This window comes from Streptomyces sp. bgisy159 (assembly GCF_057707805.1).
Window position 1 is genome coordinate 58,786 of record NZ_JBYIQX010000024.1, and the last position, 15,179, is coordinate 73,964.

At 74.8% G+C, this 15,179-nt stretch carries 13 protein-coding genes; 12 read left to right on the forward strand and 1 reads right to left on the reverse strand.

Annotated elements, in window-relative coordinates; genetic code table 11:
• Nucleotides 1-4: 4 nt before the first annotated feature.
• The 4 genes from AC3ET3_RS22635 to AC3ET3_RS22650 all read left to right on the forward strand — a co-directional run bounded on the left by AC3ET3_RS22635 (nucleotide 5) and on the right by AC3ET3_RS22650 (nucleotide 4,742).
• Nucleotides 5-274: an acyl carrier protein gene (locus tag AC3ET3_RS22635; RefSeq protein ID WP_432134815.1), complete on the forward strand. Its 270-nt coding sequence runs from the start codon at nucleotides 5-7 to the stop codon at nucleotides 272-274.
• On the forward strand, nucleotides 267-1,490 hold the full coding sequence (locus AC3ET3_RS22640; RefSeq protein WP_432157464.1) for a beta-ketoacyl-[acyl-carrier-protein] synthase family protein: 1,224 nt from the start codon (nucleotides 267-269) through the stop codon (nucleotides 1,488-1,490). The genes AC3ET3_RS22635 and AC3ET3_RS22640 overlap by 8 nt, the downstream gene beginning before the upstream one ends.
• Nucleotides 1,487-2,611: a beta-ketoacyl synthase N-terminal-like domain-containing protein gene (locus tag AC3ET3_RS22645; protein WP_435612776.1), complete on the forward strand. Its 1,125-nt coding sequence runs from the start codon at nucleotides 1,487-1,489 to the stop codon at nucleotides 2,609-2,611. The genes AC3ET3_RS22640 and AC3ET3_RS22645 overlap by 4 nt, the downstream gene beginning before the upstream one ends.
• Nucleotides 2,612-3,065: 454 nt before the next feature.
• Complete coding sequence (locus AC3ET3_RS22650; protein ID WP_435612777.1) at nucleotides 3,066-4,742, forward strand: phytoene desaturase family protein; 1,677 nt, start codon at nucleotides 3,066-3,068, stop codon at nucleotides 4,740-4,742.
• 201 nt (nucleotides 4,743-4,943) lie between these two features.
• Here the strand turns inward: AC3ET3_RS22650 and AC3ET3_RS22655 are convergent, their stop codons facing one another.
• Complete coding sequence (locus tag AC3ET3_RS22655) at nucleotides 4,944-5,714, reverse strand: 3-oxoacyl-ACP reductase family protein (RefSeq protein ID WP_432134819.1); 771 nt, start codon at nucleotides 5,712-5,714, stop codon at nucleotides 4,944-4,946.
• A 339-nt stretch (nucleotides 5,715-6,053) separates the two neighbouring features.
• On the opposite strand from AC3ET3_RS22655, the gene AC3ET3_RS22660 reads away from it, so the two are divergent.
• The 8 genes from AC3ET3_RS22660 to AC3ET3_RS22695 all read left to right on the forward strand — a co-directional run bounded on the left by AC3ET3_RS22660 (nucleotide 6,054) and on the right by AC3ET3_RS22695 (nucleotide 15,177).
• Entirely contained in the window at nucleotides 6,054-7,085 is a 1,032-nt protein-coding gene (locus AC3ET3_RS22660) for a Gfo/Idh/MocA family oxidoreductase (protein WP_432134820.1), read from the forward strand.
• Nucleotides 7,082-8,326: an ATP-grasp domain-containing protein gene (locus AC3ET3_RS22665; RefSeq protein WP_435612778.1), complete on the forward strand. Its 1,245-nt coding sequence runs from the start codon at nucleotides 7,082-7,084 to the stop codon at nucleotides 8,324-8,326. The genes AC3ET3_RS22660 and AC3ET3_RS22665 overlap by 4 nt, the downstream gene beginning before the upstream one ends.
• 52 nt (nucleotides 8,327-8,378) lie before the next feature.
• Nucleotides 8,379-9,653, forward strand: a complete 1,275-nt coding sequence (locus AC3ET3_RS22670; protein WP_432134822.1) for an ATP-grasp domain-containing protein — start codon at nucleotides 8,379-8,381, stop codon at nucleotides 9,651-9,653.
• Entirely contained in the window at nucleotides 9,640-10,917 is a 1,278-nt protein-coding gene (locus AC3ET3_RS22675; RefSeq protein WP_435612779.1) for an MFS transporter, read from the forward strand. The genes AC3ET3_RS22670 and AC3ET3_RS22675 overlap by 14 nt, the downstream gene beginning before the upstream one ends.
• An 81-nt stretch (nucleotides 10,918-10,998) precedes the next feature.
• Entirely contained in the window at nucleotides 10,999-11,598 is a 600-nt protein-coding gene (locus AC3ET3_RS22680; protein WP_432134824.1) for a phosphoribosylanthranilate isomerase, read from the forward strand.
• 186 nt (nucleotides 11,599-11,784) lie between these two features.
• Nucleotides 11,785-13,197, forward strand: a complete 1,413-nt coding sequence (locus AC3ET3_RS22685) for a phenylacetate--CoA ligase family protein (RefSeq protein WP_432157459.1) — start codon at nucleotides 11,785-11,787, stop codon at nucleotides 13,195-13,197.
• Nucleotides 13,194-13,916 (forward strand): type 2 periplasmic-binding domain-containing protein, encoded by a 723-nt coding sequence (locus tag AC3ET3_RS22690; protein WP_432134826.1) that lies wholly within the window; start codon nucleotides 13,194-13,196, stop codon nucleotides 13,914-13,916. The genes AC3ET3_RS22685 and AC3ET3_RS22690 overlap by 4 nt, the downstream gene beginning before the upstream one ends.
• Entirely contained in the window at nucleotides 13,906-15,177 is a 1,272-nt protein-coding gene (locus AC3ET3_RS22695; protein WP_432134827.1) for an amidohydrolase family protein, read from the forward strand. Before AC3ET3_RS22690 ends, AC3ET3_RS22695 begins: the two co-directional genes overlap by 11 nt.
• Nucleotides 15,178-15,179: the final 2 nt, after the last annotated feature.

Here is a 15,179-nt window from a genome sequence, read left to right on the forward strand (position 1 = left end):
TCTCATGACCGTGCAGAGCATGGAACCGGCCACCGACCTCCGGCTCCGAGTCATCGACATCGTCAACGAGGAGCTGGAGCTGGAGGACGGTGAGCTGACCGAGGACGGCCACTTCATCGAGGACTACGACAGCGACTCCCTCACCCTCATCACCGTCGTGTCCCGAATAGAGAAGGAGCTCGGCCACGTCCTGCCCAAGGAGGAGCTGGAGTCCCTGACCACGCTGCGGGCGCTGCTGGCGGCCGTCGAGGGAATCGCAGCCCCGAATGCCTGAGTCCGCCCCGCGCCGAGTCGTCATCACGGGGCTCGGAGCGGTCAGCCCGGTCGGTATCGGTGTGGACGTCTTCGCCGATGCCGTCCGGGCCGGCCGGGTCGGCATCGGGCCGATCCGCAGCTTCGACGCCACCCCGTTCCACAGCCGCAAGGCCGCCGAGGTCGACGACTTCGACCCGGCCGCCGTGCTGCGCCACCTCGACCCCGAGCGGTGGGGCCGCAGCGCGCTCCTCGCCGCCGCGGCCTCCCGCCTCGCGGTCGAGGACTCCGGAATCGACCCCGACACCCTCTCCGCCGGCCGGTCCGGGTCCATCATGGGCACCACCAGCGGCGAGTCCGCCGTCGCCCAGAGCCTGGGCGGCCAGTGGGTCACCCAGGGCCTCAAGGGTCTGGAGCCCCGCCTGGTGGGCCAGTTGCCGGCCGGTCAGATCGCCGGCGCCGTCAACGCCGAACTCGGCCTGTGCGGCGACGCCCAGACCATTCCCACCGCCTGCTCGGCCAGCAACTACGCGCTGGGCTACGCCTACGACATGGTGCGCTTCGGCGAGGCCGACTTCATGCTGGCCGGCGGCGCCGACTCGGTGAACCGGCTGACCCACGCCGGGTTCTACGCCCTCGGCGCCATGGCCACCGACCTGCCGCAGCCGTTCGACGCGAACCGCTCCGGCATCATCACCGGCGAGGGCGGCGCCGCGCTGCTGCTGGAGCCCCTCGACCACGCGCTGGCCCGCGGTGCCCGGATCTACGCCGAGGTGCTGGGGTACGCCGCCAACTGCGACGCCGACCACATGGTGCACCCGGACGCCGGCTCCATCGCGGCCTGCATCGAGACCGCCCACCGCAACGCCGGCGTCACCCCGGACCAGATCGACTACATCTGCGCCCACGGCACCGGAACCCCGACCAACGACGCCACCGAGGTGCGGGCCGTCCGGCAGGTCTTCGGCGACCGGCTGCCGCCCATCAGCTCCATCAAGTCGATGCTCGGCCACACCATGGGCGCGGCCAGCGGCTTCGGCGCCATCGCCTGCTGCACCGCACTGGAGCAGGGCTTCCTGCCGCCCACCGCGAACCTCGTCGAGACCGACCCCGAACTGGGGCCCGGTGTGGACTGCGTCCCCGGCCGGGGACGGGACGCGCGGCCGGCCATCGTGCAGAACCACGGCTTCGCCTTCGGCGGCAACAACGTCATCACCATCCTCGGGAGGTACACGTGACCACGGCCGCCCCCGTGCGTCCCCTGGCGGTCGTCGGCGCCGGAGTGGTCTCCAGCGCGGGCTACGGACTGGCGGCCCTGGGCGGGCTGCTGGACCGGGAGCCCGCGCCGGTCCCCGACACCGACGCGGACGCGGCGTACCCGCCCCTGCCGGTCCGGCCCGTCGCCGGCTTCAGGGCCGCCGACCACCTGGGCCGCAAGGGCACCAAGAACCTCGACCGGCTGGCCGGGCTCAGCCTGGTCGCCTGCCGGCAGGCGCTCCAGGAGGCCGGGCCGGCGGCGGACGGCGGCCGGCCGGACCGCACCGGCGTGGTGCTCGCCACCAACACCGGTTCCATCGCCGGATACTCCGACCTGCTGTACGAGACGCTCACCCTGGACAAGCCGTATCTCATCAACCCGGGGAAGTTCGCGGGCAGCGTGATGAACTGCAGCGCCGGGCAGATGGCCATCCGGCACGGGCTCAAGGGCCTCAACGCCACGGTGGCCGGCGGGCGCAGCGCCAGCCTCTACGCCTTCCGGCACGCCCGGCTGGCGATGGCGGCCGGGCGTGCCGACCGGCTGCTGGTCGGCGGGGCCGAGGAGCTGAGTGCCCCGGCGGCCTGGGCCTGGCACCACGCCGGGACGCTGCGGCCGGCCGCCTCGGTCGGCGAGGGCAGCGCCGTGTTCGTCCTCTCGGCCGCGGCCGAGGAGCCGGCGCCGGCGGACCTGCTGGCCTGCGAGGTCGGCTTCCAGGGCTGGACCGGGACCACCGGGCGGGCGGGGCGGCGGCAGGGCCTCGCGCAGGGACTGTCCGACGCCATCACGCGGGCGCTGGAGCGCAGCGGGGTGAGCGCCGACGAGGTCGGTGTCGTGTCCCTGGGCGCCACCCACCACGTCGGCCTCGACCGGCTGGAGGAGCGGGCGGTACGGCTGGCGCTCGGCCGGGTGCCGAGGCGGCTGCGGGTCACCGAGGCGCTCGGGGAGACCTACAGCGCCAGCGGTGCCCTCCAGCTCGCCGCGCTCCTCGCGCACTGGCACACCCACCCGCCCCGCCCGGACGGCCCGCCCCCCGTCGGCCTGGTCACCTCCATCGGCCACGACGGCAACACCGGCGCCCTCCTGGTCCGCGCCCGCCCCTGACCGGCGCCCCGCACGCCGACGACGACGGGCCGCGCCCGGCACGGACGTGAGCCCGCACGGACGTGAGCCCGCACGGCCGGCCCCGGCCGGGGCCGGAGGGCGTCGGGGTGCCGCCGCCGTCGGCCGGCCGGGGCGGGCCTCCGCGCGTCGTCGCGGTGGCGCCGGACGGGGCCGGCTCGCCGGCGGGTGCCGGCCGTGCTCGGGTCAGCGGACGGCGGAGTCGTCGTCGCCGCGGTCTGGCGAAGGCGCCGGTCGGCCGTCGGCGGCGGCCGGGCGCCCGCACGTCCCGCGGGCTGTGCCGCATGCGGTGGCGTCGTCGACGCGCCGGAGCGGCCGGGCGCCCGCGGCCTCACCCATGTCCCCCCGGAGCCCCCATGAGCTCCCTTCGGACTTCCCCGGGAGCCCCCGCGGGAGTCCGGGGATCCGCACTACGAGAACAGGATGGTTGACCTGCATGCTGAAGCGGGACGAGTGGGACGCCATTGTCGTCGGGAGCGGCATGGGCGGGCTGGTGTGTGCGGCGTACCTGGCCGTGAGCGGCCGGCGCGTCCTCGTGCTGGAGCAGCACGACGTCGCCGGCGGCAACAGCCATGTCTTCCGGCGCCGCAGAGCGTACGAGTTCGATGTGGGCGTGCACTATCTGGGCGACTGCGGACCCGACGGTGTGCTGCCGGCGATCTTCTCCGGGCTGGGCCTCGGTGACCGGGTGACCTACCGCGAGATGGACCGGGGCGGCTTCGACCGGATCGTGCTGCCCGGCCTGACGGTGGATGTGCCGGTCGGCTGGGAGGCGTACACCCGGCGGCTGACCGAGGCGCTGCCCGGGGAGGCGGAGGGGCTCACCCGGTTCACCGCCGTCTGCGAGGCGGTCGCGCAGGAGACCCGGGGGCTGCTGCTCTCGGACGGTGAGCTGTCCGTGGCCGACCTGATGGCCCGCACGCCCGTGAGCGCCGAGTGGGGGCGCCGTACCCTCGCCGACCTCTTCGACCACTGCGGTCTCGGCCCGCGCGCCCGCACCGTACTGGCCGCCCAGTCGCCCAACTACGGGATCGGCCCGCGCGAGGCCGCCGTCTCCACCCACGCGGCGGTCACCGACCACTACCTGCGGGGCGCCTACTACCCCGAGGGCGGCGGTCAGGTCCTGGCCGCCGCGCTGGTCGAGGCCCTGGAGGCGCACGGCGGGGAGCTGCGGACCAGGAGCCGGGTGGCCCGCATCCTCGTCAAGGACGGCAGGGCCACCGGCGTGGGAATGACCGACGGCGAGGTCCTGCGCGCCCCCCTGGTGGTGTCCAACGCCGACTACTCGAGGACCGTGTTCGACCTCGTCGGCGAGGAGCACTTCGGCCGCCGCGTGGTGAACCGGACCCGCCAGGCCCGGATGGCGCTCCCCCTGGCCACGCTCTACATCGCGCTCGACACCGAACTGCCCGCGCGTCCCAACGCCAACCTCTGGTGGTACCGGGACGACGACATCGAGGGCTACTACGACCGGGTGGCGCGGGAGAGCATCACGCCCGTGCCCTTCCTGTTCGCGTCGTTCGCCTCGCTGAAGGACCCGGGCACCGCCGCCGTCTGCCCGCCGGGCCACAGCAACTTCCAGGTGATGACGCTGTGCCCGCCCTCCTACGAGTACTGGGGTGTGGGCGCCGGCCCCGCGGCCGGTGAGCGCTACCGCCGCAACACGGTCTACCAGCGGCGCAAGGCCGAGCTGACCGAGGCGATGCTCGGCGCGGCCGAGGAGGCGCTGGGGCCGTTCCGCGACCACGTCGTGCACCTGGAGACGGCCACCCCCATCACCCACGAGCGCTACATCCTCGCGACCGGCGGCACCCCCTACGGCCTGGCCCAGTGGGGCGGGGTGGGCAACCGCCCCGACACCCGCACCACCGTCGAGGGCCTGCACATGGTCGGCACCAACACCCGCTACGGCACCGGCATCACCGGCTCCGCCGTCGGCGGGATGGCCTGCGCCGCGCAGATCCTGGGGCGCGGGCTGCTCGCCGAGGTCCACCGGGGCGCGCTGCTCGGCGACCCGGACCTGCTGCCGGCGCGCGGCGCCGACTGGGACCCGCTGGCGGTGTCCCGGGGCGCCGGCCGCCGGAGCGCCCGCGGGCTGGCCCGTATCGGCTGACGCCCCGTGTGCGTGGCGCGCATCCGCCCGGCCGGGGTGACCCGGCCGGGCGTCCGGCGTGCGCGCGTCCGGCGGGGCGCACGCGAAACGGTCCGTGAGCCGGAGATGTCCCTCCCGCTCACGGACCGGTGCCGTCCTGCGTGCCGTGCCCGTCGTGGCTGCCGGGCCCGTCGTGCGTGCCGTACCCGGCGCGCGGGCCCGCTACTTGGGCCGGCCGGTGCCCAGCTGGCCCGCCCAGCCGCCGTCGACCCGCAGCAGCTCGCCGGTGACGTAGGAGGAGTCCGGGCCGGCCAGGAAGGACACCGCGCCGGCGACCTGCTCGGGCGTCGCGAACTCGCGCAGCGGCAGCTGGCGCTTGATGGCGCGGCCGCCGTCCTTCTCCAGCAGCCCGCCGATGAGTTCGGTCGCGGTGAAGCCGGCGAGCACGGCGTTGACCCGCACCTCGAAGCGGGAAAGCTCGATCGCGGCGGCCCGGGTGAACGCGTTCACGGCCCCCTTGGAGGCCGAGTAGTTGGACTGCCCGATCCAGCCGCCCTCGCCCATGACCGAGGAGATGTTGACGATGTTGCCGTCGCGCTGCGACATGAAGTGCCCGGCCACCGCCCGGGTGCAGTGGTAGACGCCGCCGAGGTTGACCTTCAGCACCTCCCACCAGTCCTCGGGGTCCTGGTCGTGGACGAGCCCGTCACGGGCCACCCCGGCGTTGTTCACCAGGATGTGCAGTCCGCCGAGGCCGGCCATGGTCTCCCGCACCAGCCGCGCGGCCTCGTCGGCGTCCGCCACGTCGGCCCGCACGGCGACGGCCCGCCCGCCGCGCGAGGTGATCTCCTCCACCGTGCGCTCGGCCTCGTCCTTGCGGGAACGGTAGTTGACGGCGACCGCGGCGCCGTCGGCCGCGAGGCGGACCGCGACGGCCCGCCCGATGCCCCGGGAGCCGCCGGTGACCAGAGCCACCCGACCTTCGAGCGTCATCAATCGTCTCCTTCTCCAGTCGCGTCGACGAATCCGGCCGATTCATCGAGGGGTGAAACAGAAGGTGAAACAGAAGGGTGAAACAGGGATTGCATCCACGCGGCCGATCAGAATGCGCCGATCCACCGTAGCGAGTTTCCCGGGCGCCGCGGCGTTCCGGCCAATGCCACCTTGGCGAGACCCGTGTTCCTTTCGAGGTATTTCCCCTGGCAGCGGGTGTTCCAGGTGGACTGCCGCGGGCTGCGGGAAATGGTCTGGCCGGTTTTCCCGGGTCGCTGGGAAGGTCGTTTCAGGACGAAATCGAGGGGAGGTACATCGACGATGAGCGGGAAAAGCGAAATGCCGTCCGTGATCATCGGATACGGGCACGCCGGCCGCGATCTGCACCACCGCGCGCTGCGGGACGTCACCGGCGGGCAGCCGCAGGTGATCGCCGTCGACCCCCGGCCCGCCGAGGTGGCGGGCGGGCAGTGGGTGCCGGACGTCAGGAGCGCCGTCACGGCGCTGTGGGCCGGCGGACACCGGGTGGCCGACGCCGTCTTCCATGTGACGGTGCCGCCGGACGCCCACCGGGACTGCCTGGAGCAGCTGGTGTCCGTCGGCGCCCGGCACTTCATCCTGGAGAAGCCGATCGCGGCCACCGTGCAGGAGGCCGCGCACCTGGTGGACGTCGCGGAGGTCACCGGTGCCGTCGTGCTGCCGATGAGCGTCTGGCCGGCCAGCCGGGTCACCGAGGCCGCCGAGGACCTGGTGGCGGCCGGGCGGATCGGTGAGCCGGTCTCGTACCACATGGAGCAGAGCAAGCCCCGGTTCCGCCGTTCGCTGCAGACCCGGGGCCACGCCAGCGCCTTCGAGGTGGAACTGCCGCACCAGCTGCTGCTCGCCCTGCACCTCGCCGGGCCGGTGGCCGAGGTGAGCGCCGCGCGCGGCTGGGACCTGCCGCTGCCGTCCGGGTCGCTGCCCCGGCTGGGCGGCGCCGAGGTCCGGCTGCGGCACGACTCGGGCGCGCTGACCACCCTGTACACCGATCTGTCCTCGCCGGTGCGCCGTCGCCGGCTGCACATCCAGGGCACCGAGGGCACCCTCGTGGCGGACTACCCGGTCTCCGGCGACGACGACTTCGGCCAGGTCCGGATCGCCGGCCGCCCGGTCCACCAGGTCGTCCAGGACGCCCCGCTGACCCGGTTCGTCGCCCAGGCGTACGCCCACTTCCGCGGCGAGGGCCCGGCACCGCACTGCGGGCTCGCCCAGCACCTGGAGTCCATGGAACTGCTCGACACCGCCCGGTCCGCCGCCTTCCCGGACGCCGGCGTCCCGGGCCCGCAGGAGGGCGAACCCTCGGGGCCCGCTCAGGAAGGCAGGGCGGCATGAGTACCGTACTGATCGTCGAGCCCCGCTCCTCCGGGCTCGAACTCGTGGTGCGCGCACGGGAGCTGGGACACACCGTGCTCGTCCTCGCGGCCGGCGCCGCGCACGGTGGCGGCGGCCACATCCACACCGAGGCCGGACGCGAGGCCCGCGCCCGCGCCCACCGGGTGATCAGCGCCGACACGGCCGACCGGGCCGCCGCCCTCGCCCGGATCCGCGCCCTGCACGCCGATACCCCGCTGGACGCGATCCTGCCCGGCTTCGAGCACTACGTGCAGCTCGCCGCCGACGCCGCCGCGGCGCTGGGCCTGCCCGGCATCGACCCGGACGGCGTGGCGCCCCTGCGCCACAAGCACCGCATGCGCCGGGCCCTCGACGCGGCCGGCCTCGACCAGCCCGGCCACCGGGCCGTCTCCTGCGAGCGGTCCGCGGCCGCCGCCTACGCCGAGCTGGGGCCGGTGTGCGTGGTCAAGCCCGTCGACCAGTCGGGCAGCCTCGACGTACGCAAGGTCCGCTCCGCGCGGGAGGCCCGCGAGGCGTTCCGCGGTGCGCGCCGCTCCGGCCGGGCGGGCGGGACGCGCGGCACCGGCCTGGTGCTGGTCGAGGAGTACGTGGAGGGACCCGAGTACAGCGTCGAGGGGTACGTCGAGGACGGCCGGGCGCACGTGCTCGGCATCACCGAGAAACTCCTCGGCGCCGAACCGCACTTCGTCGAGGTCGGGCACATCGTCCCGGCCCAGCTGACCGCGTCCCCGGCCCGCCGGATCGAGTCGTACATCACCCGGGTGCTCGTCGCCGTCGGGCTGCGCATCGGCCCGTTCCACGCCGAGGTGCGGATGTCCGGGCGCGGCCCGCTGCTGATGGAGGTCGCCGCCCGGCTGCCCGGCGACCGCATCCCCGACCTGCTGCGCCTCGCCCGCGGCCACGACCTCTACGAGATCATGCTGCGCTGCTACCTGGGCGTGCCCAACCCGGAGCCGGCCGCGCCCCGCGGCAGCACCCGCGCCGGCATCCGCTACTTCCTGCGGCCCGGCCTGGACAGCTACCGCGAGTTCCGGGTCGACCCCGAGCTGCGGTCCGACCCCCGGGTGCGGGAGATCGGGGTGCTCCTGCCGCCGGGCAGCGCGCTGCCCGACCCCGGCAGCTCGGCGGGCCGGCTCGGCTACGTGCTGGCGTCCGGCGCCTCGTACCGGGAGACGGCGGGGCTGCTGCAACGCGCCGAGGCATCCGTCACGTTCAGCTGACACGCCCCGCCGCGACCGCCCGTTCCCCACCGATCCGGAGTCCGGAGACCCCATGAACCGTCACGTACTGATCATCAACCGCTGGGCCAACTCCTTCGCGGAGTACCACCGCTACCTGGACCACACCACCGACCGCTTCGCCTACCTGACCACCGAGGCCGGGCGCGCGCCGCTCGACGAGCGCCTGGCCGAGGACATCCGGGTGCTGCCCGACCTGGGCGACACCCGGCAGGCCCTGGAGCTGACCGCCGAACTCGTCGCCCGCCACGGCCCGTTCACCCACGTCCTCGCGCTCTCCGAGTTCGACCTGGAACTGGCGGGCGAGATCCGCCGCCGCTTCGGCGTGCCGGGGCGCGGCCCCGACGAGGTCGCCGCCGTGCGGGACAAGGTCGTGATGAAGGGCCGGGTCGCGGCGGCCGGACTGCGGGTGCCCGCCTTCCGGGAGACGCCGACCGCCGCCGCCGTACGGGAGTTCGCCGCGCTGCACGGCCTGCCGTTCGTGCTGAAGCCGCGCGCGGGCGCCGACAGCCAGGGCGTGCACGTGGTGCGCTCCGCCGCGCAGCTCGACGGCCTGCTCCAGGACGACGACACCGTCGACCTGGCCGAGGCGCAGTGCGAGGAGTTCGTCGACGGCGTGCTCTACCAGGTGGACGGGGTGGTGTCGGGCGGTGTGCTGCTCACCTCGCGCTCCTGGCGGTGCGGCGGCAGCTGCCTGGACTTCGCCACGGGTACGGCCTTCAGCTCCGTCGCCAACGACGACCCGGAGTTCGAACGCCGGGTGACCGACTTCGCCGAGCGGGTCTGCGCCGCCCTCGGCATCACCGACGACGTCTTCCACCTGGAGGTGTTCCGCACCCCGCCCGCCGCCGGCGACGACCTGGTGTTCCTGGAGGTCGGGGCGCGGGCCGGCGGGGGACAGGTCCGGTACGTCTGGGACGAGGTGTACGGGGTCGACCTGGTCGCCGCCTCCGCCCTGGTCCAGCTCGGGCAGGAGCCGAGCGTCGCGCCGACGGACCTGTCCGGACCGGTCGCCGGATACCTGATGATGCCCGAACCGCCCGTCCGGCCGGCCGTCGTGGACGCGGTGACCTCGCTGGTGGACCGGGTGCCCGGGATGTACGCGGAGACGCTGCCGCCGCCCGGCGCGGTGCTCAGCGGCAACGGCGGCGCGGTGCACACCGCCGGTGTCTTCCGCTACCGCGCGGCCCGCTCGGCCGACGTCGAGGAGGCGATCCGGCGCACGCTGGCGGCGTACCGCCTCGACTGGCACCCGCTGCACACGGCGCCCGACCCGATCCTGCCGGAGGCCGCCGATGTCCGCGTCTGAGCTGCTCGACGCACCCGCGGCCGAGGCGGAGCCGGAGCGCCACCGGGGACTGTGGCACCACCGGGACTTCCGCCGGCTGTGGGCCGGGCAGACCGTCGCGCTGCTCGGCTCCCGGGTCACCGAACTCGCCCTGCCGGTCACCGCGATCGTGCTGCTGGACGCGGGCCCGGCCCAGCTGGGGCTGCTGAACAGCGCCCAGTACCTGCCGGTGCTGTGCGTCACCCTGCTCGCCGGGGTGCTGGCCGACCGGGTACGGCGCCGCCCGCTGCTGATCACCGCCAACCTCGGGCGGGCCGCGATCCTCACCGCCGTGCCGCTGCTGGCCTGGCTGGGCGGCCTGGGCATCGGGGCGCTGTGCGCGGTCGCGTTCGCCACCGGGGTGCTCACCGCCCTGTTCGACGTGGCCTACCAGGCGTACCTGCCGTCCCTGGTGCGCAAGGAACAGCTGGTCGAGGGCAACAGCAAGCTCCAGGGCAGCCGCTCGGTCGCGGAGACCGCCGGGCAGGGGCTCGGCGGCACGCTGATCCAGCTGCTCACCGCGCCCTTCGCGATCCTGCTGGACTGCTTCGGCTACCTCTTCGCCACCGCCATGCTGCTGCGCATCCGCACCCCCGAGGCCCGGCCCGCCCGCCCGGCCGGCGGCCGCTCCTCGGTGCGGGCGGACGTCGTGGCGGGGCTGCGGATGACGCTGCGCAGCCGGCTCCTGCGCGTGATCATGCTGCACGCGTCCCTGTACAACCTGCTCTGGGACGTCGTCCTGGTCGTCTTCCCGCTGTACGGCCTCCGCGAGCTGGGCCTCGGCCCGGCCGGGCTGGGCCTGGTCATCGCGGCCGGCAGCGTCGGCGCGTTCGGCGGCGCCCTGTCCGCGGGAACCCTCGGCGTACGGCTCGGGACGGGCCGCGCCATGGTCGTCGGCATGGCCGTGGCCTCCGCCGCGACCCTGCTGCTGCCGCTCGCGCCGGGCTCCGGCAGCACCCTCGGGTACGCGCTGCTCGGCACCGGCTACGTCCTCAACGGCTTCGGCATCGCCGTCTTCAACATCCACTCCGTCACCCTGCGCCAGGCCACCGTGCCCACCGAGCTCATCGGCCGGGTCAGCGCCACCTTCCGGTTCGTCACCTGGGCGGTGATCCCGCTGGGCGGGCTGCTCGGCGGCCTCCTCGCGGCGGCCGTCGGCCCCCGCGCCGCCCTCGCCGTGACGGCGGCCGGCCTCACCGCCGGAGCCCTGGCCTTCCTGTGCTCGCGCACGGCCACCCGCTCCTGACCGGCGGTACCGCCACCCCCGCCACCCACCCCTGTGCGAGCATCGGGCTCGTCACCGACCAGGAGGAACGAGGAACACATCGTGTACGTCAAGGTATGCGGCCTGAGCCGGCCGCAGGACGTGGCGGCCGCCGTGGCCGCCGGGGCCGACGCGGTCGGGTTCGTCCTCACCCCGAGCCCCCGGCAGGTCGGCCCGGCCGCCGCCCGCGCCCTGGCCGCCCTGGTTCCGCAGGGCGTCGCCACGGTCGCCGTGTTCCGGGGCGAGCCGGTCGAGGAGGTGCGCCGGGCCGCCGCCGCGGCGGGCGTCGACACCGTCCAGCTGCACGGCGGGGAGCCGCCGGAGGCGTTCGCCGCGCTGCGCGCCGACGGCTTCCGCCTGATCCGCGCCGCGTCACCGGGCGGTCCGGCCCCCCTCGACACCGGCGCCTACGGCGAGGAACTGCTGATCGTCGACTCGCCCGTGCCCGGCTCCGGCGAGCGCTGGGACCCGGCCGCGCTCGGCACCCCGCCCACCGGGTCCTGGCTGCTGGCCGGCGGACTCGGCCCGGACAACGTCGCCGAGGCGGTCACCGTCCTGCGGCCCTGGGGCGTGGACGTGTCCAGCGGCGTCGAACGCTCCCGGGGGGTGAAGGACCCCGCCCTGATCGAACGGTTCGTGACCGCCGCCAAGGCGGCCTCCTGACCACCGCGTTCCCGCGCGGTACTCCCCCCAGGGCACAACCGCCTGTCACCTAAGGCGGATTGAGGGCGCGGCGGTGCGGCCCGCAGTATCGGATGGCCGTCTCCCGGACGCGTACGGGCGCACCCAGGCACGCCTGGTGCACGGCACTTCCGTCCACCGCACCCGCCGAACCACCTGGGGGAAACCATGTGGCTGCCCACGTCCGGGAAGTACCGCGACTTCACCGAGCGCTATCTGACCCTGCACGACCGCTACACCGCCGGTGAGCTCGGCGAAGGCGAGTGGCGGGAGTGGGCCGAGCGGCAGCTGCGCACGGTCGTCGCGCTGGCCCGCGACGGCTCGCCCTTCTACGCCCGCCACCTCGCGGACGTGACCCCCGGCGAGCTGACCCTCGACGGGCTGCGGCGGCTGCCGTTCACCACCAAGGACGACCTGCGCGCGGCCCTGCACGACATCCTCAGCCGCGACCTCGACGAGGCGTGCTTCTACTACGAGACCACCGGCACCACCGGCCCGGCCACCCCGTGCCCCCGCGACGCCCGCGAGGTCATCGCCTCCAACGCGCACGTCACGGAGAGCTGGCGCGACATCTTCACCGACGTCTTCGGCGACCGCGCCCCGCGCGTCGGCATCATGGGCCCCACCGAGGTCCACTCGCTCGGCGACACCCTCGGCGACGTGGCCCGCAACGTCGGCTCGGCGGTCGCCAAGATCTGGCCGTACTCCCCGGTCATCGGCTTCCCCAAGGCCCTGCAGCTGATGCGGGACCTCGCCCTGGACGTGGTCTTCTGCACCCCCAACGTGGCACTGTCCCTCGCCAAGGCCGCCCTCGCCGAAGGGCTCGACCCGCGCCGCGACTTCGCCGTGAAGGTCTTCCTCGTCACCGGCGAGATGTGCACCCCCGACCTCGCCCGACAGATCGACCAGGCGTGGGGCGCCCGCACCTACAACGCCCTCTACGGCGCCCAGGAGACCCTGGTCATCGCCTCCGCCTGCGCCCGCGGCCGGCTCCACCTGGCCCGCCCCAACTACGTCGCCGAGATCGTCGACCCGGACACCGGGGCGTCCCTCGGCGCGTACGGCACCGGCGAACTCGTCGTCACCATGCTGATCGAGGGCGTCAAGCCGCTGATCCGCTACCGCACCGGCGACCTCGTCGAACTGAGCCGCAACGACTGCGGCTGCGGCATCCGGGGACCCGTCGTGCGGGTCGTCGGCCGCACCCGCGACCGGATCGCCCTCGGCGGCCGGCACTTCCAGGCCTGGCAGATCGAGCAGGCCGTCCTGGACGGCGTCGACCACGCCTACGGCTACCAGGTCGTCATCGACCGGGACGAGGCCGGCGACGACGTGCTCACCGTCCGCCTCGACCTGCCCGGCGGCTCCGCGCCCGGCCGGGACGCCGCCCACGCGGCCCGCGTCGCCGGCGCGCTCGGGGTGCGCTGCCGGGTCGAGGCACTGGCCGAGCTGGACCCCGTCACCACGACCGGCGCCTTCGTCAGCTGGAAGGCCGCCCGCATCCACGACCGGCGCGGCCCGCTCGACCACGAGGCCGCCGCCGCCCGCCGGCTCGCCGGAACCCGGGGGCACCGCGCATGACCGAGCCCCTGCCGGCCGGCCCGGCCACCACCCTGTCCGACCCCGACCTGACGCCGTTCCCCATCCTGTGGGAGCCCGCCCGCATCCCGCACTCGCCGCTGCTGCGCCCCGGCACCCTGCGCGTCGGCACCCTCGGCCCCCACGGCACCACCTCGATGGTCGCCCTGGACCGGCTCGCCCGCCGCCTCGCCCACCTCGGCGGACCGGTCGTCGACCCGGTGCCCTACGACTCGTTCGAGGAACTGCTCGCCGCCGTCGGCAGCCGCGGCGGACCCCGCTACGCGCTGGTGCCCGGCGCCGCCGAGTGCGCCACCCGCTTCTTCTGGTCCCCGGCGCTGCGCCTGGACGCCACCTTCTCCACCCCGACCCCCCAGTACGGCATCGCCACCCGCGCCCCCGGCCTGACGGAAGGCGTGCTGCGGCTGGCCACCCTGCACGAGACCCGACGCCTGGTGGAACTCCTCGACGGCGTCGAGGGCGGCCGGGGCGGCTACGAGGTCGCCTGGGTGTCCGCCGAGTCCACCCTGCACGCCGCCCAGCTGGTGGCCGAGGGCCGCGCCGACGCCGCCGTCACCAACGAGCCCGGCCGCGCCGCGCACCGCCTGGTCTTCCAGGCGTCGCGGCCCGGCGTCCCCATGGTGTGGATGGTGTTCGGGCCCGCCGTGCTCGACCGACCCGCCGCCTACGCCACCTCAGGAGCCGACCACCGTGACCGCTGACCGCCGACTGCTGCTGCACGACGTCACCGTCCAGGAGGGCCTGGGCCGCGCCTCGCGGCCGGCCCGCTCCGTCCTGCTGTCCGGCGAGCGCGTCGAGGCCGTCCTGCCGGCCGCCGAGGCGCCCGCCGAGGGCGACTTCGTCCGCTGGGACCTCGCCGGGGCGACCGTCATGCCCGGCATGACCCTCGGCCACACCCACATCGCGTACGTCAACGTCACCAACGGCCGCGAGACCCTGTTCAAGTACCGGGTCCCGGAGGTCGCCCTGCACGCCGCACGGCACGCCGCCGACCTGCTGACCTGCGGCTACACCGCGTTCGTCGGGGCCGGTTCGGTCGCCGGGATCGACATGGCGCTGAAGAACGCCATCGAGGCCGGCGTCATCCCCGGCCCGCGCGTCACCCCGTGCAGCCGCGACCTGATGGTGTCCGGACCGCCCGGACGGCGCAGCCCCGACCTGAAGCAGCGGATGCCCCGCGAGCTGATGCCGGTGGTGGACGTCCTCGGCGACCTGGTGAAGTACACCGAGGAGGAGATCGACGAGGGCGCCGAGATCATCAAGGTGTTCTCCTCGGGCGACGACACCTTCCCCAACGCCCGCTCCGAGGAACTGCTGTTCAGCAGGGAGGAGCTGACGCAGGTGGTGCGGACCGCGCATGCCCGCGGTGCCCGGGTGCGGGCCCACTCCCGCGGGCTGGACGGCATCCGCAACGCGCTCGCCGCGGGCGTCGACGTCATCGACCACGCCACCTACGCCGACGACGCGGCGCTGGAACAGATCGCCGAGCGCGGGGTGTTCGTCGTGCCGAGCCTGTTCCAGCCGGACCGGCTGCTCGCCCTCGGCGAACGGTTCGGCAAGGCCCCCGACTACCTGGAGGCCCTCGACTTCGAGAAGGAGATCGAGAACACCCTGCGCTTCCTGCCGCTCGCCGAGGACCTCGGCCTGAAGATCGTGCCCGGCGACGACTTCGGGTTCGCGTGGACGCCGCACGGCACCTACGCCGACGAGCTGGTGATGTACGCCGAGCGGGCCGGCATCGCGCCCGAGACGGTCATCAAGTGGGCCTGCGCCCACGGCGCCGAGCTGGCCGGGCGCGGCCACGACGCCGGGACGGTGGCGCCGGGCCGCCTCGCCGACCTGGTGGTCTGGGACCGCGACCCGGCGGCCGACCTGCGGGTGCTGCAGGACCGCGGCGCACTGCGGTCGGTGCTGATCGGCGGGCGGCACGCGGCGGGCCCGCTGGCGCCGCCCGTGCGCTGAAC

Bases quoted from the DNA above. Each gene is read 5' to 3' on its own strand.
- AC3ET3_RS22635 (WP_432134815.1), top strand. From the start codon at position 5: ATGACCGTGCAGAGCATGGAACCGGCCACCGACCTCCGGCTCCGAGTC.
- AC3ET3_RS22640 (WP_432157464.1), top strand. From the start codon at position 267: ATGCCTGAGTCCGCCCCGCGCCGAGTCGTCATCACGGGGCTCGGAGCG.
- AC3ET3_RS22650 (WP_435612777.1), top strand. From the start codon at position 3,066: ATGCTGAAGCGGGACGAGTGGGACGCCATTGTCGTCGGGAGCGGCATG.
- AC3ET3_RS22655 (WP_432134819.1), bottom strand. From the start codon at position 5,714: ATGACGCTCGAAGGTCGGGTGGCTCTGGTCACCGGCGGCTCCCGGGGC.
- AC3ET3_RS22660 (WP_432134820.1), top strand. From the start codon at position 6,054: ATGCCGTCCGTGATCATCGGATACGGGCACGCCGGCCGCGATCTGCAC.
- AC3ET3_RS22665 (WP_435612778.1), top strand. From the start codon at position 7,082: ATGAGTACCGTACTGATCGTCGAGCCCCGCTCCTCCGGGCTCGAACTC.
- AC3ET3_RS22670 (WP_432134822.1), top strand. From the start codon at position 8,379: ATGAACCGTCACGTACTGATCATCAACCGCTGGGCCAACTCCTTCGCG.
- AC3ET3_RS22675 (WP_435612779.1), top strand. From the start codon at position 9,640: ATGTCCGCGTCTGAGCTGCTCGACGCACCCGCGGCCGAGGCGGAGCCG.
- AC3ET3_RS22685 (WP_432157459.1), top strand. From the start codon at position 11,785: ATGTGGCTGCCCACGTCCGGGAAGTACCGCGACTTCACCGAGCGCTAT.
- AC3ET3_RS22690 (WP_432134826.1), top strand. From the start codon at position 13,194: ATGACCGAGCCCCTGCCGGCCGGCCCGGCCACCACCCTGTCCGACCCC.